The sequence below is a fragment of the Streptomyces hesseae genome (assembly GCF_031845785.1).
Taxonomy (GTDB): domain Bacteria; phylum Actinomycetota; class Actinomycetes; order Streptomycetales; family Streptomycetaceae; genus Streptomyces; species Streptomyces hesseae.
Genome location: NZ_JAVRFI010000016.1, coordinates 97,549 through 117,765 on the forward strand (window position 1 = coordinate 97,549; position 20,217 = coordinate 117,765).

The 20,217-nt window shown below is 70.2% G+C and carries 18 protein-coding genes, 1 tRNA gene and 1 pseudogene; 7 read left to right on the plus strand and 13 right to left on the minus strand.

Annotated features, from left to right (window positions below; all coding sequences use genetic code 11):
- The first annotated feature begins 214 nt into the window (after positions 1-214).
- Positions 215-961: a hypothetical protein gene (locus RM609_RS23055; protein ID WP_311613420.1), complete on the plus strand. Its 747-nt coding sequence runs from the start codon at positions 215-217 to the stop codon at positions 959-961.
- 642 nt (positions 962-1,603) lie between these two features.
- On the opposite strand, the gene RM609_RS23060 is transcribed toward RM609_RS23055, so the two are convergent.
- The 3 genes and pseudogenes from RM609_RS23060 to RM609_RS23070 all read right to left on the minus strand — a co-directional run bounded on the left by RM609_RS23060 (position 1,604) and on the right by RM609_RS23070 (position 4,534).
- On the minus strand, positions 1,604-2,572 hold the full coding sequence (locus tag RM609_RS23060) for a DUF5926 family protein (RefSeq protein WP_311613421.1): 969 nt from the start codon (positions 2,570-2,572) through the stop codon (positions 1,604-1,606).
- 360 nt (positions 2,573-2,932) lie between these two features.
- A pseudogene (locus RM609_RS23065) lies at positions 2,933-3,547 on the minus strand (ATP-binding protein).
- Positions 3,548-3,652: 105 nt separating this feature from the next.
- Complete coding sequence (locus tag RM609_RS23070; protein ID WP_438828507.1) at positions 3,653-4,534, minus strand: glycerophosphodiester phosphodiesterase; 882 nt, start codon at positions 4,532-4,534, stop codon at positions 3,653-3,655.
- Between the two features lie 159 nt (positions 4,535-4,693).
- Between RM609_RS23070 and RM609_RS23075 the strand changes: the two genes are divergently transcribed.
- Positions 4,694-6,322, plus strand: coding sequence for a S1C family serine protease (locus tag RM609_RS23075; RefSeq protein WP_311613423.1), 1,629 nt, complete (start codon positions 4,694-4,696; stop codon positions 6,320-6,322).
- Positions 6,323-6,474: 152 nt separating this feature from the next.
- A complete protein-coding gene (locus tag RM609_RS23080; protein WP_311613424.1) occupies positions 6,475-6,654 on the plus strand; it encodes a hypothetical protein in 180 nt (59 codons plus the stop codon).
- Between the two features lie 36 nt (positions 6,655-6,690).
- Here the strand turns inward: RM609_RS23080 and RM609_RS23085 are convergent, their stop codons facing one another.
- Positions 6,691-7,278 carry a TetR/AcrR family transcriptional regulator gene (locus RM609_RS23085; protein ID WP_311613425.1) on the minus strand — a complete coding sequence of 196 codons (588 nt, stop codon included), beginning with the start codon at positions 7,276-7,278 and terminating at the stop codon, positions 6,691-6,693.
- 157 nt (positions 7,279-7,435) lie between these two features.
- On the opposite strand from RM609_RS23085, the gene RM609_RS23090 reads away from it, so the two are divergent.
- On the plus strand, positions 7,436-8,218 hold the full coding sequence (locus RM609_RS23090; RefSeq protein WP_311613426.1) for an SDR family NAD(P)-dependent oxidoreductase: 783 nt from the start codon (positions 7,436-7,438) through the stop codon (positions 8,216-8,218).
- Here RM609_RS23090 and RM609_RS23095 read toward each other — a convergent pair.
- A complete protein-coding gene (locus RM609_RS23095; protein ID WP_311613427.1) occupies positions 8,215-9,435 on the minus strand; it encodes an MFS transporter in 1,221 nt (406 codons plus the stop codon). The genes RM609_RS23090 and RM609_RS23095 overlap by 4 nt on opposite strands.
- A gap of 160 nt (positions 9,436-9,595) precedes the next feature.
- On the minus strand, positions 9,596-10,240 hold the full coding sequence (locus RM609_RS23100; RefSeq protein WP_311613428.1) for a TetR/AcrR family transcriptional regulator: 645 nt from the start codon (positions 10,238-10,240) through the stop codon (positions 9,596-9,598).
- Between the two features lie 102 nt (positions 10,241-10,342).
- Here RM609_RS23100 and RM609_RS23105 point away from each other — a divergent pair, with 102 nt between their 5' ends.
- The 3 genes from RM609_RS23105 to RM609_RS23115 all read left to right on the plus strand — a co-directional run bounded on the left by RM609_RS23105 (position 10,343) and on the right by RM609_RS23115 (position 12,912).
- Positions 10,343-11,098 (plus strand): hypothetical protein, encoded by a 756-nt coding sequence (locus RM609_RS23105; RefSeq protein ID WP_311613429.1) that lies wholly within the window; start codon positions 10,343-10,345, stop codon positions 11,096-11,098.
- A 73-nt stretch (positions 11,099-11,171) separates the two neighbouring features.
- Complete coding sequence (locus RM609_RS23110) at positions 11,172-12,683, plus strand: serine hydrolase domain-containing protein (RefSeq protein WP_311613430.1); 1,512 nt, start codon at positions 11,172-11,174, stop codon at positions 12,681-12,683.
- 139 nt (positions 12,684-12,822) lie between these two features.
- Positions 12,823-12,912 (plus strand) — tRNA-Ser (locus RM609_RS23115).
- Positions 12,913-13,094: 182 nt separating this feature from the next.
- On the opposite strand, the gene RM609_RS23120 is transcribed toward RM609_RS23115, so the two are convergent.
- The 7 genes from RM609_RS23120 to RM609_RS23150 form a co-directional block, all read right to left on the minus strand.
- Complete coding sequence (locus RM609_RS23120) at positions 13,095-14,384, minus strand: hypothetical protein (RefSeq protein WP_311613431.1); 1,290 nt, start codon at positions 14,382-14,384, stop codon at positions 13,095-13,097.
- Positions 14,385-14,480: 96 nt separating this feature from the next.
- Positions 14,481-15,875, minus strand: coding sequence for a site-specific integrase (locus RM609_RS23125; RefSeq protein ID WP_311613432.1), 1,395 nt, complete (start codon positions 15,873-15,875; stop codon positions 14,481-14,483).
- Positions 15,869-16,063, minus strand: coding sequence for a helix-turn-helix transcriptional regulator (locus RM609_RS23130; protein ID WP_311613433.1), 195 nt, complete (start codon positions 16,061-16,063; stop codon positions 15,869-15,871). Before RM609_RS23130 ends, RM609_RS23125 begins: the two co-directional genes overlap by 7 nt.
- Positions 16,060-17,532 (minus strand): replication initiator, encoded by a 1,473-nt coding sequence (locus tag RM609_RS23135; RefSeq protein WP_311613434.1) that lies wholly within the window; start codon positions 17,530-17,532, stop codon positions 16,060-16,062. Before RM609_RS23135 ends, RM609_RS23130 begins: the two co-directional genes overlap by 4 nt.
- Positions 17,533-17,661: 129 nt before the next feature.
- The gene (locus tag RM609_RS23140; RefSeq protein ID WP_311613435.1) at positions 17,662-18,465 is read right to left on the minus strand and encodes a DUF2637 domain-containing protein; all 804 of its coding nucleotides are present in this window, start codon (positions 18,463-18,465) and stop codon (positions 17,662-17,664) included.
- A 215-nt stretch (positions 18,466-18,680) separates the two neighbouring features.
- On the minus strand, positions 18,681-20,093 hold the full coding sequence (locus tag RM609_RS23145) for an FtsK/SpoIIIE domain-containing protein (RefSeq protein WP_311613436.1): 1,413 nt from the start codon (positions 20,091-20,093) through the stop codon (positions 18,681-18,683).
- Positions 20,080-20,208: a hypothetical protein gene (locus RM609_RS23150; protein ID WP_311613437.1), complete on the minus strand. Its 129-nt coding sequence runs from the start codon at positions 20,206-20,208 to the stop codon at positions 20,080-20,082. The genes RM609_RS23145 and RM609_RS23150 overlap by 14 nt, the downstream gene beginning before the upstream one ends.
- Positions 20,209-20,217 lie beyond the last annotated feature (9 nt).

Consider the following 20,217-nt stretch of genomic DNA (forward strand, 5'->3'; position numbering starts at 1 on the left):
AGGCCCCGAAGAGCCGTGTCGTGCCCGTATGTTCGGGATCCGGGTCGTGCCGGGCGCCGCGGCAAGGGCGCCGTCGGCCCGGCGGGGCGAGGGTTCGCGCGGGTCCGTACCGGGGGCAACGGTGCGGGGCTCTTGAGGCGTCCCGCGCCGCGAAATCCGTTCCGTGTCCCACGATCGCGCGCTTCAGCGCCCGTGGAGAGTTGCAGGTGGTCCCATGGTGCGTGCGTCCAGTGTTCCCGGCACGGCCGGGCAGCGCGCGGCGAATTTCCGGATGATCGCGCTCGCGAGCGCGGTGGTGCTGGCGGTGGTGCTGCCGCTGGCCGTCGCCGCGGCGGGCCCGGCGGGGGTGGCGGGCCGGGAGAGGGCCCGGACGAAGCCGGATTCCGGAGCGGACCCCAGGGCCGGTTCCGGGATGGATTCCGGGGCGGGATCCGGAAAGGGCGCCGGCCGGGAACGCGACGGCGGGGACGCCGCGCGGGCCGGGGCCCGGGGCGCGGCGGGCGGTCCCCGCCCGGCCGGATTCGGTGCGCCGGGACCCGCGCACGGCCCCCTCGGGCAGGGTGCCGCCGATGCGAGCGACCCTGCGGACCCGTCGGCTCCGGCCCTGGGCACCGGTCTCGCGGGCGCCACCCGGTGCGGTCCCGAACTCGGCTCGCCGGAGGGCGTGGAGGCCCAGACCTGCGTCCTCGAACGGGACCGGGACACCTGGGCCCGTACGTACTACCGCAACGCGACGGGCGCGCCCCTGGTCGGCGTGCTGACCCTGATGGCCCCCGACGGCCGGACCGTGCAGGTGAACTGCGACCTCGCCGCAACCGATGATCCGGACATGTGCGAGACCCCGCACGAACGGACCGTGCGCGGACATGGCTCGTATGCGGCGGTCTCGGAGATCGCTTCACCGGATGGGAAGCTCCTCCTCCGCTCCGGGAGCAACTCTTCGGCGCCCGAGGAGGGTTAGCGCGGGCTCGCGCGCCGGGCGCGTACGGGGGTGCTTGCCCTGAGGTCTCGCGGGGTGCCCCGGGGCTTGCGACAGGTCGCTGTGGGCGCCCCCTGAGTCGGCTGTGAGCCCGTACGCGCGCTGCCGCGCCCTGACGTACGGGGTGTGGGCGGCCGGGGCTGTGGGCGGCTGTTCAGGGGCCGGGCCGGGGGCGGGGAGTACCGCGCGGATGCCGGCGGAGCGCCGGGAGTGGGCCCGGGGCCGGGGCGGAGGGGCGCCGGAGAGGTGCCGGAGGCGCCGGACGGGTGTCCGATCGGCATCCGATCGGCATCCGATCGGCGTCCGATCGGCGTCCCATCGAGGTCCAGGCATGGAAACGCCCGGTCGCTGGCGACGGGGGATGCACCAGCGACCGGGCTCCTAGAACGGTAACAAGAGATCTGCGGTTCGCAAATTCGATCGTGGATTTCCGGACGCCGATTTCCGGTCTGACAGCGGGAGTTGTGACAGGAGTCACGCGGCTTGACCGGTCGTTTACCGTTCCGGGGTGCCGGAAGTGCCCCATCCGGCCCTGTTCGACGGTGCGGCCGATTCCGGGTGGGTGCCCGGGGCCTGTCCGGATGACGATCACGGGAGTTCCGCGTGATCGTCATCCAGCCGCCCTCAGTTCAGGGTGACCTGACGGCTCGTGAGACCGCCGCGGGCGCGGCGCTCGTCGGCCGTCAGCGGGGTCTCGTCCGCCAGCGCCGCCGCCAGCCGCTCCGCGAAGGCCTCCGCGGGCTTCTGTACGTCCTCGGCGCGCATCGTGGTCGGCAGGTCCCACACCGGCACGGTCAGCCCGTGCGCGCGGAACGAGCCGACGAGGCGGGTGCCCTCGCCGAGCGAGCTCGTGCCGGCCGCGTGGAGGCGGGCGAGGGCGTCCAGCAGCCGCTCCTCCGGCTCGGTCATCGCCCAGCGCAGGTGGTTCTTCTCCGGCGTCTCGCACCAGTAGGCGGAGCCGACGCCGGAGAGCCGGACGGTCGGGATCGCGGCGGCATTGGCCCGCTCCAGCGAGGCGGCGACCTCACCGGTGGCGTTCTCCGCGTCCTCCACCCAGAACTCGAAGCCCGTGTGGACGACGGGCTCGAAGGGGGCGGCCGGGTCCAGCAGGTCCTGGAGGCGCGGGCCCTCGGCGCCGGTCCGCTCGGCCGCGATCGGGGTGCCGGGCTCGGCCTTCAGGGCGCGCAGCAGGGTGTCGGCGAGGTCGCGGCTGAGGTCGCCGGTCGCGGTGTCGTTCTGGAGCCCCAGCAGCACGGCGCCGTTGTCGCGGCGCAGGGCGGGCCAGGCCATCGGCAGCACCGTCGCCAGGGTCACCGACGGCACGCCCTCCGGCAGCCCGTCCTTCAGCTTCAGTTCCACCGTCGCGGCGGGCACCAGCTCGCGCAGGGCGACCCAGTCGGCCTCGCCGGGCAGCCCCTCGAAGGGCCGCTGCACCAGCTCGACGGCGGCGTGCGTGGCGGCCCGGCCGTGGCAGGCCTTGTAGCGGCGGCCCGAGCCGCAGGGGCAGGGCTCGCGGGCGCCGACGACGGGGACCACCACGTCACCGGCGTGCGGCTGGGCGGCCTTGGTCTGGGGGCGGCGCTTCTTGGCCATGGTGTGGGTGTCTCCCGATCGGTGCGTCCGGCCCGTCCGTCCGCGGCCGGTGCGGCGCGGGCCCGGGGCCGGTCGATTTCTCGATTTCCGAGGCAGGCCGTTTACCTGCGGGCGCGAGCCTAGCGCCCGGCTGTGACGGCACGGCCGGGCGCGCGGGAGAGGTCGCGCGGGCGGGCGCGTACACGGGGGTGGCCGTGCGGCGCCCGTCGCGCGGCGGGAGGACGGGCCGGGGCGGGAGGCGACACGTGGGGACAGCCGCCACCGCCCGCCGGCCCCTGTCGACACATGCGTCTACGCGCGTCGACGCGCCGAGCGCGCTGCCGGGTCGACCAGGTGCAGGCCGACCAGATGCAGGCCGAGCTAGGTCAGGTCGTCGAAGTCGGTGAGTCCGGGGAAGCCCAGGACGCTCATGTCGGGATCGACGCGCGTAGCGAAACCGGTGCGCGCGGAGAGCGCCGCCCAGACCGTCACCTCACCGGCGGCGTCACGGACGCCCCAGTCCTGGGAGAGCGCGTTGATGATGTTCAGTCCGCGGCCGCCGCGCGCGGTGACCGAGGGAGTGGCCGGAAAGGGACGGGTCGGCCCGCCGCCGTCGGTCACCTCGACCGTGAGCCTGCCGCGCCCGTCCACCCGCCAGGCGGCCCGGACGAGGCCGGGGTCGTCCGGGCCCCGGTCGCCGCTCTCACGGCTCAGCGGGCGCCCATGGCGGTACGCGTTGCTGAGCAGCTCGGAAAGGATCAGTACCGCGTCGTCGATGACCGAATCCGGTACCCCGCCGGAGCGCAAGTCCTTGCGCATCCGGTGTCTCGCCTCACCCACGCCGGCTGGACCATGGGGTACGGCCATGATCGACGACGTGGGCACCTCCTGTGCCACCACCAACGCCACCCCCGAGACCTCCTTTGCCCCACGTCAGGGGATGGATGCCCCAATGGACTGGACCGGAAACCGGCCAACCTCCGCCCGGTGGGGCACTCGCGACGGCCGAATACGTACCGAACGCGCCGGTGCACTCCTTGTAATGGCGCCGGAGCCTCCGGATCAGCCGAATGGCCGATCAAGGTCCGGGCCGGCCGGCGACTACTTCCGGCCGAGCTGGGCCAGGACGGCCTTGGGCCGGTTGGTGATGATGGCGTCCACGCCGAGGCGGACGCACAGCTCGACGTCCTCCGGTTCGTTCACCGTCCAGACATGCACGGCGTTGCCCGCGCGGCGCAGTCGCGCCACGTAGTCCGGGTTGTTGCGGATGATGCGGATGCTGGGACCGGCGATCCGTACGCCCTGGGGCAGCCGGCCGTCGCGGTAGCGGGGGACGACGAACTGCATCAGATAGACGGTGGGCAGCGCGGGCGCCGCCGCCCGCACCCGCTGCAGGGACCGGGCCGAGAAGCTCATCACCCGTACGGGCGAGGGCTCGCCCGGCGGCGGCTGGTCCAGGCCGAAGCGCTCCAGCAGGGCCAGCAGCCGCTCCTCCACCTGGCCCGCCCAGCGGGTGGGGTGCTTGGTCTCGATGGCCAGCTCGACCCGGCGCCCGGAGTCGGCGACCAGCTCCAGCAGCCGCTCCAGGGTGAGCACGGAGGTGCTCTCGCGGTCGGCGTCGAGGCCGCTCACCCGCGCCGGATCGGGGTCGGTGTCGCGGTCCGGCGCCTCGGGCTCGCCCGCCGCGGCCTTCCACGAGCCGAAGTCCAGGGCCGCGAGGTCGGCCAGCTCCAGGGTGGACACGGCACCCCGCCCGTTGGACGTGCGGTTGACCCGGCGGTCGTGGACGCAGACGAGATGCCCGTCGGCGGTCAGCCGCACATCGCACTCCAGGGCGTCCGCGCCGTCCTCGATCGCCTTGCGGTAGGCGGCCAGGGTGTGTTCCGGAGCGTCCTCGGAGGCTCCGCGGTGGGCGACGACGTCGAGGAGGTGGTGCTCTTGGGTCACCGCGTTATGGTGCCACTGGCTGGCACAATCGCGCATGGGGGACGATTTGTCGGTAGTAGGGACCGCCGGTGAGGACCGGCGGCGGCAGAGGTCACAGGCTCCGCTTACGGTGGCCTGACGTGCCATGGGAAAGGCTGGACTCGGACCCTGGTGATCGTGGCCGGGCATGAAGCGTTTCTTGTAGAGGAGACAACAGTGAGCACCGAGAACGAGGGCGCCTCCGTTCCGTCCGCGGCGGAGCCGCGGCCGGGGTCTCTGACGTCACCGCCGGCCGAGGCCCCCGCCCCGGCCGACGCGCAGGTCGAGGAGCGGACGGCGCAGCTGCCTGCTGTCGACTCTGCTGTTCCGGTCGCTCCCGCCACCTCTGCCGCTCCTGCCGCCCCTGTCGCGTTGGAGAAGGAGGCGCCGGTCTCCTCCGGCTCCGCCGCGCCGGCCGAACCCGCTGCCGCGCCCGTCGGCCCCGCCCCGGTGGATCCCGCCGCCGCGTACGGCGCGTACGGGCAGACGCCCCCGCCCGCGCCCGAGGCGCAGACCGCGCAGTTCCCGGCTGGTCCGCCGCAGCCCGCGTACAACGCCACCGGCGTCCCCATGCACGGTGCCCCCGACGCCGGCCAGTGGTACGGCGGTGCGGCGGCGCCCCCGCCGTACGGTGCCGCTCCCTGGGGCGCACCGACCCCGCCGCCGCGGCGCGGCCGGTCGGGCGGCCTGGTGGCGGCCGTGCTCGCCGCGGCCCTCGTCGCGGGCGGCGTCGGCGGCGGCATCGGCTTCTGGGCGGCGAAGGGGAGCGACGACAGCTCCACCACCGTCTCCTCCTCCGGTGACCCGAAGGTCGAGAGCCGTACGCCGGGCTCGGTCGCGGACATCGCGAGCAAGGCGCTGCCCAGCGTCGTGACCATCGAGGCGCAGAGCAGCAACGGCGAGGGCGGTACGGGCACGGGCTTCGTCTACGACACCCAGGGCCACATCCTCACCAACAACCACGTGGTCGCCTCGGCCGCCGACAGCGGCAAGCTCTCGGTGACGTTCTCCGACGGCAAGAGCTACGACGCGGAGGTGCTGGGCCGCGCCCAGGGCTACGACGTCGCCGTCATCAAGCTGAAGAACCCTTCCGGCGCCAAGCTCAACCCGCTTCCGCTCGGCGACTCCGACAAGGCGGCGGTCGGCGACGCGACGGTCGCCATCGGCGCGCCCTTCGGGCTGTCCGGTACGGTCACGACCGGCATCGTCAGCGCCAAGAAGCGCCCGGTCGCCTCCAGCGACGGCGGCAGCGGCGGCCAGGCCTCGTACATGAGCGCCCTCCAGACGGACGCCTCGATCAACCCGGGCAACTCCGGCGGCCCGCTGCTCAACGCCCAGGGCGCGGTCATCGGCATCAACTCCGCCATCCAGTCCGCGGGCAACGGCGGCGGAGGGTTCGGCGGCGGACAGGGCCAGTCCGGCAGCATCGGCCTGGGCTTCGCCATCCCGATCAACCAGGCGAAGAACGTCGCCCAGCAGCTGATGAAGGACCACACGCCGATCTACCCGGTCATCTCGGCGACGGTCAACATGAAGGACAACGTCAGCGGTGCCCGGATCGCCTCGGGCAGCGACGGCGGCAGCTCGTCCGTCACCCCGGGCGGCCCGGCCGACAAGGCCGGCCTCAAGCCGGGCGATGTGATCATCAAGCTCGACGACACCACGATCGACAGCGGCCCCACGCTCATCAGCGAGATCTGGACCCACAAGCCGGGCGACAAGGTCACCGTCACCTACGTCCGCGACGGCAAGCAGGCGACGACGGAGATCACGCTGGGCGAGCGCCGCGGCGACAAGGCGAGCTGACGCCGAGCTGACGCCAGCTGACGCCCGCTCCGCCTGCGACATCTCGCTTTCCTGACAAAAGTCGCATACTGGCCATGTAGCACTCGTTCAGAGCTCTCCCCCTGTCGCTGTTTCCGGGGAGGGCTCGCCGACCTCCACCAGGAGGTGTGCTCATGGCCAGTGGTGATTTCTACACACACGACAGGCCGGAGAATCCACGGCTGCCGGAGGACCGGCCACGCGGAGGCAGGCCGGGAGACGCCGCGCTGGCGCATCACCCCATGCGGATCGGCGTCGTCATCCTCATCGCCTTCCTCGTGGTGCTGGCCTTCGGGATCATGCTGTTCCCGTAGGAGTGACCCGCCGTCGTCTCGGTCCGAGGAACTGGATCAGGCGGTGGCCAGTTTGCCGAGGCCGTGGAGCAGGGTGTCGACGACGCGCGTGGCGAGAGCGTCCACGGCGGCGTCGGTGTCCGGCGCCTCGGCCGCGGCCTCGTGGATGAGCGCGTAGTAGACGCGTCGCGCCCAGTCCAGATCCGTATCGGGCCCGAGCAGACCGGCGTCGCGGGCGCGCGTGAACAGCCGCTCGCACTGGTCCAGTACATCGGCGTGCGCCCGCGCGACCTCGGGGGCGTCGGTGGGGAGGGCACCCATGGCGAAGCCCCATCCGATCTTCACGCGGAGCACGTTCGCGGTGACCTGGTAGAGCGCGACGGCGGGCGGGGCGGTGTCGGGCCGGGCGGCTTCGACGGCCTCGTGGAACCGCTGGGTCGCCCATGCGGCCAGCGCCGTGATCAGCGCCTCCCGTGAGGCGAACCGCCGGTGGACGGTGGTCCGCGCGACCCCGGCGGCCTCGGCGATCTGCTCCATCGTCGCCGCCGGATTTGCGGACAGCACCCGCTCGGCGGCTTCGAGGATCGCGCGTACCGTCCGCTCGGCGTCGGCGCGCAGCGGTTTCGTGGAGGCGGGCAGCGCCATGGGGATGCGGGTTCCTTCCAGGTCTACGAGCGACCCCTTAAGAGTACGACTCAAGAGTACGGCGGTGTGGCGACTCCTCAATGACTTGCAACATCAGTGATGCATGTTCTAGCTTCTGTGCATCACAAGCGATGCAGTTATGTGTGGAGGGAACACCATGGACCTGCGCTTGACCGGCAAGACCGCCCTGGTCACGGGCGCCAGTCGGGGCATCGGGCTGGCCGCCGTCCGGGCCCTGGCCGCCGAGGGCGTTCGCGTCGTCGGGGCCGCCCGTACCCCCAGCCGGGAGATGGCGGCGGCGGGCGCGATACCCGTGGCCGTGGACCTGTCCGAGCCCGCCGGCGCCGAGCGCCTCGTCACCGAAGCCGTGGCAGCGCTGGGCGGCATCGACATCCTGGTCAACAACGTCGGTGGCGGTGACGGCGGCCTGAGTGGCGGCTTCCTCGACCTGACCGACGCGCAGTGGGCGGAGATGATGGACCTGAACTTCTTCGCCACCGTCCGCGTCACGCGCGCCGCCCTCCCCGCGCTGCTGACCGCCCGGGGCGCGATCGTCAACGTGTCCTCCATGGGCGCCCGCGTCCCGCACGGCGGGCCTGTCGCCTATACGACGGCCAAGGCCGCGATCACCGCGTTCGGCAAGGCCCTCGCGCACGAGTTCGGCCCTCGGGGCGTCCGGGTGAACACCGTCTCGCCCGGACCGGTCCGCACCGCCATGTGGGAGAGCCCGACCGGCTACGGCGCGGAACTTGCCGCGTCCATGGGTGTTCCGCACGCCGATCTCCTGGCCGGTCTGCCGGCGGCGATGGGCATGCTCATCGACCGGCTCGTCGAACCGGACGAGGTCGCGGCGCTCGTCGCCTACCTCGCCTCACCGCTCGCCGCCGCGACCACCGGCGCCGACCACCTCATCGACGGCGGAGCGGTCAAGACCGCCTAGCCCCCGTAAGGGCTTCGGCTTCGGCCGGACCGAGCCCCCACCGCCAGGACCGTGAGCACCGCGGTGCAGCCGCCGAGCACCATCACCATGGACGGAGAGGTGCGGTCCAGGACGGCTCCGCCCAGGAGCGCGCCGATCGAGATCGTCGCCTGGAAGGAGGCGGTGAACAGCACGGACGCCGCTTCCGGGGCGTCCGGCGCCGCCTTGGCGAACCAGGTCTGCGAGGCGACCGGCACGGCGCCGTAGCCGATGCCCCACACGATCAGCAGGGCCAGTGCGCCGGCCGGCCGGTGGCCCAGCACCGGAAGCAGGAGCGTCGCCGCGGCGATCAGACCGGCCGCGAACCCGAGGACGGCCCGCGGCCACCGGGTCACCCAGGTGCCGCCGAGGAACGTGCCGAGGATGCCGGCACCGCCGTAGACCAGCAGAAACGCGGTGATCGCACCGTCGCCGACGTGGGTGACCCGCTGGAGGAACGGCGTCACGTACGTGTACGTGCCGAAGTGCGCCAGCACGGCCAGGAACGTCAGCAGCAGTGCGAAGCGGGTGCCCGCGCCACGGATCAGGCCGCGCAGGACGCTCAGCCGGGTGGCCTCGATCGGCGGAAGCGGCGGTACGAGCAGGAGCAGCATGACCAGCACGCCGACGGTCAGGGCTCCCATGGCGAGGAAGGCCGTGCGCCATCCGGCGAGGTCGCCGATGAGGGTGCCGGCCGGTACGCCCAGGACGGATCCCAGCGGGACGGCGGAGAAGACGACGGCGGTCGCCCGGCCGACGGAGGCGGGCGGTACGAGTCGCTGCACCAGGCCCGTCGCGATCGGCCAGAATCCGCCGATCGTGATCCCTACGAGAACGCGGGACGTCAGGACGAGCCAGTAGGAGGGTGCCGCGGCGGCGAGGAGGTTCGCCAGGGCCAGCAGGGCCGTGAAGACGCACAGCATCAGCCGGCGGTCGACGCGTGCCGTGGCCGCGGTGACCAGGGGAGCGGAGGCCGCCGCCAGGAGGCCCGGCATCGTCATCGTCAGACCGGCCGTGCCGTCCGAGACGGTGAAGTCGGCTCCGATCGAGGTCAGCAGGCCGATGGGCAGGATCTCGGTCGTGACGATCGCGAAGATGCCCAGCATGACCGCGACCACGGCCGACCAGCCGATCACGGGGGAGCGTGTGGGTAAGGGAGTGGTGGCGGGGGTGGTGGCGGGGGTGGTGGTCGCGGGCATGGGCTTCCGTCCTGGGAAGGCGATGGGTTCCGCGATCACTCCAACAGGCTCCCGGGGGTGGTGGCTGGCGGAGTTACGACATCACCCGCGCCCGGGCGGGGGTGATGTCGCGGAACCGCTACCGCTACCGCTACCGCTACCGCTGCCCGTGCTCGCCGGATCAGGCGCGGCCGGGTGGCCGGATCTGAGCCTCGATGCCGTCACAGAGCAGCCGCACGCTCTGTATGAACTTCTCGTCCAGGTCGTGGGCCGAGGTCGATGCCGCGGCCACCGTCATCGGGAAGCGGTCGTGAATGTCGGCGACGGCCTGGGGCGTGACGGGCACGGCGGGCGGATCGCCCTGCTCCTGGAGTACGAATCCGGTGACGTGGCTGAGCAGCGCGTCGGCGGCGACGCCGCGCTGTCCCTCGGGCACCCCGGCGTCCAGCAGGGTCTGCAACAGCCGTTCCATCAACGACAGTGCTCCGGTGCTGAGGACCTTCGGGCTGTCGGCGAACAGGGCGGCACCACCCGGGTGTTGCCGGACGCTGTGGCGCAGTGCGACGGCCTGGGCCTCCAACTGGTCCTTCCAGTCGGCCTGTTCGGGGAGAGCGGTCAGTGCGTCCGTGCCGGCCTCGTAGGCCTGGCGGGCCAGCCGGTCCGCCATCAGCTGGAGCAGGGCGCTCTTGCTGGGCACGTGGTAGTAGAGGCTCCCGGCGTGCGCGCCGAGTCGCTCTGCCACCTTTCGCATGGACAGTCCGTGATAGCCCGATTCGGCGAACACGATCATGCCCGCGTCGATGATCCGGTCCGCGGTCAGCTTCATGGGGGCAAGTCTATCCACAATTTTCAAACAGTGTTTGAATCTGGCCGCCGCTGCCGCTAAGGTCACTGTCATCGCAGGTCAAACAGGGGGATGGAGGCGGCGATGGACGCGATCGTGTTCAACGTGACCACGGCGGGGCTGATGGTGCTGATGTTCAAGGCCGGTATGGCCCTGATCGGGCCGGACACCGTGAGCCGGCGCCGCCTGCCCTGGGCCACGGTCGGGCTGGCCGTGATCGCGATCGGTGCGGTGGTGACCCAGCTCTGCTGGTCGGGGGCGATGGACACCTTCGACGACGATCCGAGCAAGTCGGGCTGGTGGCGCGTGGTCACCGCGGTCTTCATGCAGAACGGCGGCGTCTTCGGGGCCGCGTGGAACATCGCCACCCTTGTGGTCGTCGCCGCGCTCGCGGAGTGGTTCTGGGGCGCCCCCCTGATGGCGGGCCTGTTCGCCGCGGGCATCCTCCTGCCGCAGCACATCGACGCCCTCTTCGGGGAGTCCGACCGGGCCACCACCGATCCCCGGAACTTCGCCGGGAGCTCGGGTGCCACCTACTTCCTCGCCGCGACCCTGGCCGCCGCCCTTCTGCTGCGGGCCGGCTCTCGTGACGGCGCTCGTGACGGCGCCGCGAAGGAGCGGCTGCTCGCGCTCGCCGTGCCCGTCGCCGGCTTGATCCTTTGGTTCGCCCAGTCCAACGGGCACGGCCTGGTGGCGGCGTACGGGTTTGTCCTCGGCGCTGTGGTCCGGGTCCTGGCCCGCCCGGTCATCCGTCCCGACCGGGACCTCCGGCGTCCCCCGCGGATGACCATGGCCTCGCTGACGGCCCTCGTCGGCCGGCGGCCCCGTCAGGCCGGTTAGAGCCGGCCGGAGAAGAACGGCACCGCCTGTTCCACTCCCACCTTTCGTACCGCCAATCGCCGAAGAGGATGTCATGTCGAAGCATGCGTACGGAGAGTTCTCGAAGCGCGTGGACGAGGAGGTCGCCAAGCTCGTGGACCGCGCCAACCGGGAAGCGGCCCAGGCCGTCGACCGGGCGCTGGGCAGGACCGCCGAGCCGGGAGCGTTCGACCACGACCACTGGCAGGCCCGGCTCGACGAGCTGATCACCGAGCACCGCATCCCCGGCGCGGTGCTGGCCGTCCTCGCCGACGGCGAGATCCACGAGATGGCGAGCGGCATCCTGCACACCCGGACCGGCGTCGAGACGACCACGGACTCGGTGTTCCAGATCGGCTCGGTCAGCAAGGGCTACACGGCCGCGCTGGTGATGTGCCTCGCCGACGCCGGAAAGCTGGACTTGGACGCGCCCGTCGTGGACGTCCTCCCCGGCTTCGCCGTCGCCGACGCCGAGGCCACCCGGACCGTCACCCCGCGCCAGCTGCTCAACCACACCAGCGGGATCGAGGGCGACTACGTCAACGACACGGGCCGCGGCGACGACTGCCTGGCCCGCTACGTCGAAGCCGCCGGGAACGTCGGCCTCACCAACCCGCCCGGCGCCACCATGTCGTACTCCGGCACCGCCTACAACGTCCTCGGCCGCATCGTCGAGGTGATCACCGGCCGGACCTGGGACGAGGCGCTCAAGGAGCTGATCTGCGAGCCGCTCGGGCTTGAGCAGACGATGACGCTGCCCGAGGAAGTGCTGCGCTTCCGCGCCGCGATGGGACACATGGGCGACCCCGGCGAGGACCCGGTCCCCACCCCGCTGTGGAACATGCTGCCCCGCTCGGCCGGACCGTACGGCGGCATCAGCGCCACCGCCGCCGACGTGGTCCGCTTCGCCCGGCTCTTCATCGACGGAGGCAAGGCTCCGGACGGCACCCGGGTGCTCTCGGCCGCGGCCGTGGAGGCCATGCTCGCTCCCGAGGTGGAGATGCCCGACCAGTGGTTCCTCGGCGCCCACTGGGGCCTGGGCTGGGGCCTGTTCGACTGGGACGGCGTACACGGCTTCGGCCACGACGGCAGCACCTTCGGCCAGCTCGCCTACCTGCGCGCCATCCCGGAGAAGGGCCTCGCCATCGCCCTGCTCACCAACGGCGGAGGCGCCGCCCCCAAGGTCTACGACGCTCTCTGCCGCGAACTGACCGCCGAGTTCGCCGGAGTCACCATGCCCCGGTTCGAACCCGCTGAGAACCACCCGGCCGTCGACACCGAGCCGTTCATCGGCGCGTACAAGCGTGAGGGCTTCCTCATGACCATCACCGGTGCCACGACCGGCGAAGGCGTGCTCCAGCTGCGATACGAGGGAGCCGACGGACTCGCGGGCACCTTCGAACCGCTCGTCTGGCACCTCACCCCGGTCTCGGACACCCCGTCCAAGACGGTCTTCGCCGGCCGCCGCAACGACAAGGACGCCTGGATACCCGTCGTCTTCTACGCCCTCCCGGACGGCAGCCGCTACGTCCACTTCGGCGTACGGGCCACAGCCAAGTCCGGCTGACCGGAGGGGCCGGCCCGGCGGCCCCCGGACGGGACCGCTGATCACCAGCCCACCCCGAGCCCCCCGCGGCCAGCCCTCTCAACCGTGAGCCACCACCCGGTAGGCTGTCCCCCGTGCCGGTGCGGTCGTACCGACACGGGGAGACTTGCCCGAGCGGCCTAAGGGAACGGTCTTGAAAACCGTCGTGGCAGCGATGTCACCGTGGGTTCAAATCCCACAGTCTCCGCCAGGTCTGCGTTGACGCAGGTCAGAAGGGGTGTCCCGAGCCGGGGCACCCCTTTCGCGTTGAAGGGCTGTCTCGCCTCGTACCGCTGGTTTCCCGCTGTTGACCAGCGTGCGTGGACCAGGCGTGGACCAGGGTTTGCTGTAGGCCCCCGCCTTCGGCAACCGATCGCAACAAGAAACACATGGTCAGTTGGTTTTCGTAGAGCCTGTGATCTGCTCAATCGACTTCTGAGCGCGTCCGCTTGACGAGTGATCGAGTCCATATTCGTCAGACAATTGCTGAGGTCGAGCGGGGTCTGGTCTTTTATTTTCTTCGCCCGCCGAGGCGATGGTTGCTACTAGATATGGGCCGTTCCAGGACTTTTGTGGATCTTCGAGAACCCACCAGAGAGTCACATTTCTAGGGCTTCGTGTGTGTTGGAGTTCTGCGTTGCTATGAACAATTGGTGATTGGTATTTGAAGGTCTCGACCCCTTTGTGCGCGACCCATCCTGGCGCCTCCATTTCCGGTGAGTGGCTCTTGTCTTTGTGCCATGAGCTGCGCCCTGAGGTTTCGTATTCTTCGCTAGTCAGTACTGCCCTGTCCGTTCGCAAGTACACGACGTCGCCAGTCGCGTTCAGAACATCGTAGTGATTGCCTACTGGGAATTGAATGATCTTGTCTGATGCGACCTCTGCGCCAGGGTCAAGTTTGCGCCCCTGGCGCATGAAGCGCCCTTGAGCCAGCAGTTGGTACCCTCGATTTCCCTCGTTCTGGTACTTCAGTAGATCGATTTGGCCGTTATTGATGTCCTGCAGCCAATCCCGACCGGTTCGAGCCGCGTCGGAGTAGACAGCCTTGCCAGCTGTCACTTGGTATAGGGAGCCAAGGATGTACACGCCCACGCTGCCTGTATTTTTTGAAGCCAGATGAATTGGTACGGACACGGTGCCGTGATCGATATGGGCCATCCCGATTTCCACGGTCGTGGAGATTTGTGCGGGTGTGGCGTATGGTTGATAGATTTGCGTATATCCGAAATTGACTAGCGCGATAAGGGCGGCTGCAATCGCCCCGGCTTTGAATACTTGGAGGTTTGGGATTGAGAAATTCCCAGCCTCGTGCTCTCTGTGAATAATCACGAGGGCGATGAGTGACCAGGCAGTCAGGGAAGGCCAGACTAGTAGGCCCATGCTGAGGCTCAGGTTTTCAATCTGCAGTACGAGCAATGCGAGGTTAGCGAAAAAGGAAGCGAACACGCCCAGGGCTACGGCGGCTGCAGGGTAGCCTGAAATTTTCCCCGGTGTGCTGGGCCTGCCTGCGAGGAGGGTGCCTGATGCAAACAGCTCCAACAGGGCTGCGGCGAGGAATGTAACGCCGGTGAGGCGCCCGGCGTAAGTCAATGCTCCATTAACGTCCTCGGAGCCCAGCCAGGTAAATTCAATCGTAGTCGCGAGCAGGCATGCCGCGATCAACAGTCGGCACTTCAGTGACATGGTTCTAACAGTGCATGAAGGTTGAGACATCCACGCCTTGGATTGCGCCACTTGGTCCTTGAATCATCCAAGTTGCTGAAGTACTGCTTATCCGGCCTAGTCTTCGCTAGCCTCTGTCAGGGCTCGCTCGATCTGCTCGTTCGCCTGCTGCTGGAGGCCGTGGATCACCTTGGCGTAGAAGCGGAAGAGGACGGCGATGCTGTGGCCCGCGCGCCGGGCGACCTCGGCGGGGGCGACACCGGACATGAGCCACAGGGAGACGCCCGCGTGCCGGAGGGAGTAGGGCTTCTCGGCGAGGGGCGTTGCCGCTTCGCCCTCCGTCAGCACGGTGAGCCGGGCAGCCCTCCAGATGTCGCCGTACTCCTTGGAGAGTAGGTGACCGCCCTGGGCTGCGCGAAAGAGCCGGCCGTCCTCGGCGACGCCGAACTCCGCGGTGTGCTCGCGGAGCATGCGGACCAGGACGGGCGGGATCGGCACGGAGCGAGTGGCGTTCCGGGCCCGTCGCTTCAAGCCACGGGAGTCGAAGGACTTGCCGGTGTCAGTCCACGCCGAGCCGACCCGGGGAGTGCTCCGCGCGAGGACGAGTTCGCCCCAGCCGGTCTCGGGGAGCGTGCAGTCGGACAGCATGAGGGCGGTCGCCTCGGCGGGCCGTGCGGCGGCATAGTAGAGGCAGCCGAAGAATCCCTTCAGATGACGTCCACGGTTGCCCTGCTCGGCGACGCCGACGACGAGCCGCTTCGCCAGGGCTGCCCCGGGGACGTAGCGGAAATCGATCTCGTCATCGACCTCCGGGGCCTTCCAGTCCACCTTGTCCAGAGGAACCTTCACCAACAACTCCCGCTCGACCGCGTACCGGAGAGCGTTGCTGAAGACTGGCACCTTCCGGTTGACGGTGTTCGCGGCGGCGGCCTTGCCGTCGAGCTTCAGCGACAGCGCTTGCAGGGCGGAGCGGACGAACGAGGGCTTGTCGAGGTCGGTCACCTTGACCGACTTCCGCGCGATCCAGTCCAGCGCTGCTTGGATGTCCTCCGAAGGCGTCTCTATTTCCAGGCGGGGGCGCCACTGTTCTTCGGTGCCCAGGTGGAGACGGAAGGCCCATGCGTACAAGGCAGTTCGGAGGACCCGGGGCTTCGGGGCGCCGCGAGTGTCGGTCACGAGGGCGGGCGTGACGGTCGCCAGGGCATCGGCGATGCTCGCGCGGTGCTTCGCCGAAGCCGTCGGCCACTTCATGGTGACGTAGGCGCGGGCGTGCTCGTACCAGCTAGGGGACTGGAGTTCGTGGAGTTCGGAGCTGGGCAGACCAGTGGCGGTGTCGAACTGTTCGCGGTTCCGGAGGGCAGCGAGTAGTTCGGCCCGTCGGCCATCGGCCTGAGCCTTGAGGGCGTAGCTCTTCGAGTGGGGCTGTGTCCCCACCCGCCAGCGGAGCATGTACGGCTTGGGGCGGTCCGGGCGCTTGCGGATGCCCCATATCTGGACGTCGTACGTCAGCACGCCGGGACCTCGCAGGCGTCGAACCAGGCGGTGAGGTCGGCGCGGCGAACGCGGATCTGTCCGTTGGGGAGCTTGAGGCACTTGGGCGCCTTGCCGCGTGCCCGCATGCGGTAGAAGGCGGCGCGGGACATCCGTATCTCGGCCAGCACCTCGGGCAAGGTCAGGGTCTCGTGTCGGGTGCGGCTCACTGCCAGGGCTTCCCTTCTGTCTTGGCACGGTCGGCTTGGGCGATCTCGTGGCGGACCTGGGCGGCGATGAACTGTTCACCGGGGCGGTAGCCGGTGGTCAGGTAGGTCCAGTGGGAGACGACGAGCGTCGTGTTCTCCTCCGGGGCCGGAAGGCCGGCACGGGTGCGGGCTTGCTCCACGCGCCAGGCGCGGCGCACGCCGCGGAGGGCGCCGAGGGTGGTGGAGTAACGGCGGGACTTGGTGGAGAAGTGGCCTCGGAAGCCGAGCATGTGGGCCCACTTCCAGAGCTTGAGATCAGCGAACTCCGGCAGGTGGCCGAGGGCCCAGGCGGTGCGGATCATCTGTCGGACGTGCTGCTGCACCTTGAGGTCCACGATGGGTTCGGACTGCCCGGTGCCGTCGCAGTCGGCGCACAGGACACGGAAGCCATCCGGGGCGCGGGTGTATCCGCGTCCGCCACAGGGGCGGCAGAGCAAGGTCCGATCCACGGTGCCGGTGCCTTCCGCGCTCTTGGTCGCGTACTTGGCGACGTAGGAGGCAACCCTCTGGTCGGTATAGGCGGACACCTTCTCGTCGGTGAGTTCGCCGTCGCCAAGGGCGGTGATCTCACGGACGTCGATGCGCTTGCCCCAGGTGAGTTCGCGTTCGCCGGTGGCCTTGGAGGTCACGGTTATGCGTGCACGGCCGGCGGCTTCGAGCACGGCGTGGGTGAGGGCGTCGACGGTGGCCCAGGGCGGGGGCGGGGTGGTGTGGCCCTCGGGGCCGTCGAAGCGGATGACGGCGTGGAAGTGGACGAGGCCGCGCTTTTGGTACTCGGCGACCTTGGCGAAGGAGACGCGCAGGGCGGCGTTCAACGCCTTCTGCGTCATGCCGAGGTGGGCGGCGAGTTCGCGGCGGAGGTAGATGGTGAAGCGCTGCCAGAGGGCTCCGGCGTGGGCGTTCCAGAGCACGGCGCCGGTGTAGTCGTAGGTGGCCGGGTTGAGCGGGGTGCCCAAGGCGGGGGCGTCCTCGTGATGGCGCTGGCCACAACGACAGTTGAGTATCTTGCCCGCCGGGGTGTTGGGGCGGTTGTGCACGGGGCCGAACGACGGGGCGGTGAGGGTGACGAAGGCGCGGGGGTGGGTGCTGACGGTTTTGGCGACGTTCTTGCCGCCGGAGAGTCCGGCCTTGATCAGGTGGTAGGTGTCGGCGGCGTAGACGCGGGAGCAGGACGGGCAACGGGACGACCGGCGATTACCGCAGGCCGTGAGGAGGCGGCCGGTGGGTTCGTCAGCGGTGGAGTACGACCGCAGCACCGTGTCCGTGTCGGAGTCCAGGGTGGTGGTGGAGCCGATGAGGTTGACCGGGCGGGCGCAGCCGCGAACGTTGCGGATCTGCTCGACCACCCGGTCGAAGTCGTCGAGGTGGGCCAGCTCCACCAGGTCGCGCAGAGCGAGGCTCTTCACGTGGCGCAGATCGAGCGTGCGCATAGCAATCTCTCCTCACTGCGGGAGGCGGGCCCCGAGCAGCCACGTACGGGGGCGTGGCTGCTCGGGGCATGGCGGACAGAGCCCAGGCAGGGCAGGGGTGGGGAAGGTGCCGGAAGGCCGGCAGAGGGGTCAGGCCGTCAGGGCCGTGTGGAGGGCGGTGGCCATGGGGAGGCCGACGCCGAGTCGCCGCTTGAGCTGGACGGCGGTGATGGGTTCGCCGTGTTCGGCACGGTGGGCGTCGGCGATCGAGCGCGCTTCGGTCAACAGCGGCTCCGGAACCTTGACGGCCGGGGCGGGGGTCACCGCGGATTCCGGTGCGGCCGGAGGAGCAGGCACCGGCACGGGTACCGGGGTGGGAACGACGGCCGCAGCAGGTACCGGTTCGCGCACGGGCGCGGGTTCCGGCGCTGGATCAGCCTCACCAGCCGGGGCCGGGTTCGACTCGTCGGCAGGGGACGCATCCAGCTCGTCGGCAGGGGCCGGGCCGACGGCATCGGTCGGAGCGGTGACGGAAGCGCGTGCGGTGTCGGCGGTAACGGCCTGGAAGGCGCGCAGGAGCTGGGGGCCGACCGCTCCCCAGCCAAGGAGGAGCAGGGGCGCCACGGCGTCCACGGCGGCGCGACCGTAGTGTCCGGCGGCGATGGGTTCGGCGATGTTGAGGGCCAGCGTCAGCAGGCCGGAGATGTGCATCAGGCGGGTTGCGGACTTCATCTGTGCGGCCGGGACACCGCGCAGGGAGAGGTAGCGCAAGGCGACCAGAAGCCCGACCACCGACAGATCGACCATCGGGGCGATCAGCGGTGCGATCGGGGCGGGGACGCCGAGACGGAGCGCGAGGGCCCAGACGTTGCCAAAGGAGAAGACGAAGGCCAGGGCGGCAATGACGCCCATGACGACGGTCACCGTCCGCTGAGTGATCCGGTCCTCAGACATAGGGGTTCACCTCCTTTCAGTTCCCTGTGGTGCGGGAGGGCGGGGGCGCACGGCGTGTTCAGCCCGCCTCGGCCCGCCAGTTGGTGCCGCAGTCGCGGCATTCGTAGCCCGTGATCGTCTTGCCGCCGTCGTAGCTGTACTCGGTGATGTCGGCGTTGCCACAGTCTGAGCAGGTCATCAGTTCTCCAAGCGGTGTGAATGCTCGGGTGGTTGGGTCATGCGGCGAGGGGTTCGCCGTCCTCGTCGGGGTCGGTCTTGTCGAGGATCACGCCGAGGGGGAGCTGTGCGGCGAGCAGATCGGCGGGGTCGGCGGTCAGGTGGGCGGTCTCGGTGGCGATGCGGGCGGCGTCGGCCTCTGCGACGTACGGCGTGCGCAGGCGGGTGAAACCGCTCCTGCCGCTGAGCTTCATCACGGCGACGCCGACATAGGCGGGGTCCTGCAACTGGACGGGGTTGGCGTCCGGCCAGTCGCGGATGTCCTCACCGAGGGCGGCAACGGCCGCATCAGCGGTCTTCTGCGCGAAGGACAAGCCCACCGGGCACACGTCCCGAATGAACGTGGGGATCGCGTCCCCGGTGCTCTTCTGCGTGGCGAGGATGACCAGGATGCCGACGCTGCGGCCCTTCTTCACCAGGTCCTCCACCAGGCGGGCGTTCTCCGCCGCCAGGGCCGCAAGGCGCTTGCTCTCCTTGTCCGAGCCCTTGTGATCGCGGAAGTAGGTGTGGGCCTCATCGATGATCAGCACCACCCACGGCCAGGACCGGGACGGCCCGCCGTGCCACATGTCCTTGCGCCCGAGGACGGCCTTGATCGAGGACGAGCGGGCGCGACGGAGTTCGACGACGCGGCGGAACAGCTTGTTCGCTTCGTCCAGGTCGTCGCCCACGGCGGCGAAGGCCCGGCCGATCAAGTCGGCGTAGTCGCCCTCACCGGGGTGGGAGACCTTGCCGTCGGCGAACGCGAACTGCACCGCAGGCGAGGGGGCGGCATCGCAGATGAAGCCGTTGATGTTCGAGGTCTTGCCGAAGCCGGGGAGGCCGGCCACGGTCACGCCGGGCACCTCGGCCAGGTCCACGCTCACCGGCTGGGCGTACTCGTCCAAGCCCAGGTTCCACCGGGCCAGTGCCTTGGGCACCTCCCCCGTGGGAACGCGCGTGGTCCGGGTCAGCAGCGGGTCAACCCGCACACCACGGATCACGACGTGGCCGGGCTTGTCCTGGGTCACGGACACCCGAGTGCAGCCCCAGGCGTCCGCCAGGTGCGGCGCGGCCTTCTGAAACTCCTCCAGACCGACCTTCGGCAGGCAGTTCGCCTGCCCGACGACCCCGTACCGGTCCGGCTTGATCTTGAGGGCCGGGGTGAGGACCCGGGGCTTCGGGGTCTTGCTGGCGTCGGTGGTCGCCAACTGCTGGGTCAGGGTGGGCATCTTGTCCGTGACCGAGAGGCCGCACAGCTGGGCCAGGCGCTTCCAGCCCCGGCGGATACGAACCGCCTGCCGGATGCTGACGCGGGTCTCCGCGTCGGCCCGCACGTAGCGGACGATCCAGATCACGGCCCAGAGGGCTATCAGGGCCAGGGCGGCCCCGGCCGCAGCCGGGGCGTAGCCCATCAGTTCAATCGGGGTCACCGGTGTCCTTCACATCGTCGCGGTAGAGGAAGCGGATCAAGGCTGCTTCCAGGGCCGCCCAGTCGTAGACGTTCTCGACGGGCGGGAAGCCGTGACCGACCAGAACGCCGGTCACCGACTTGAT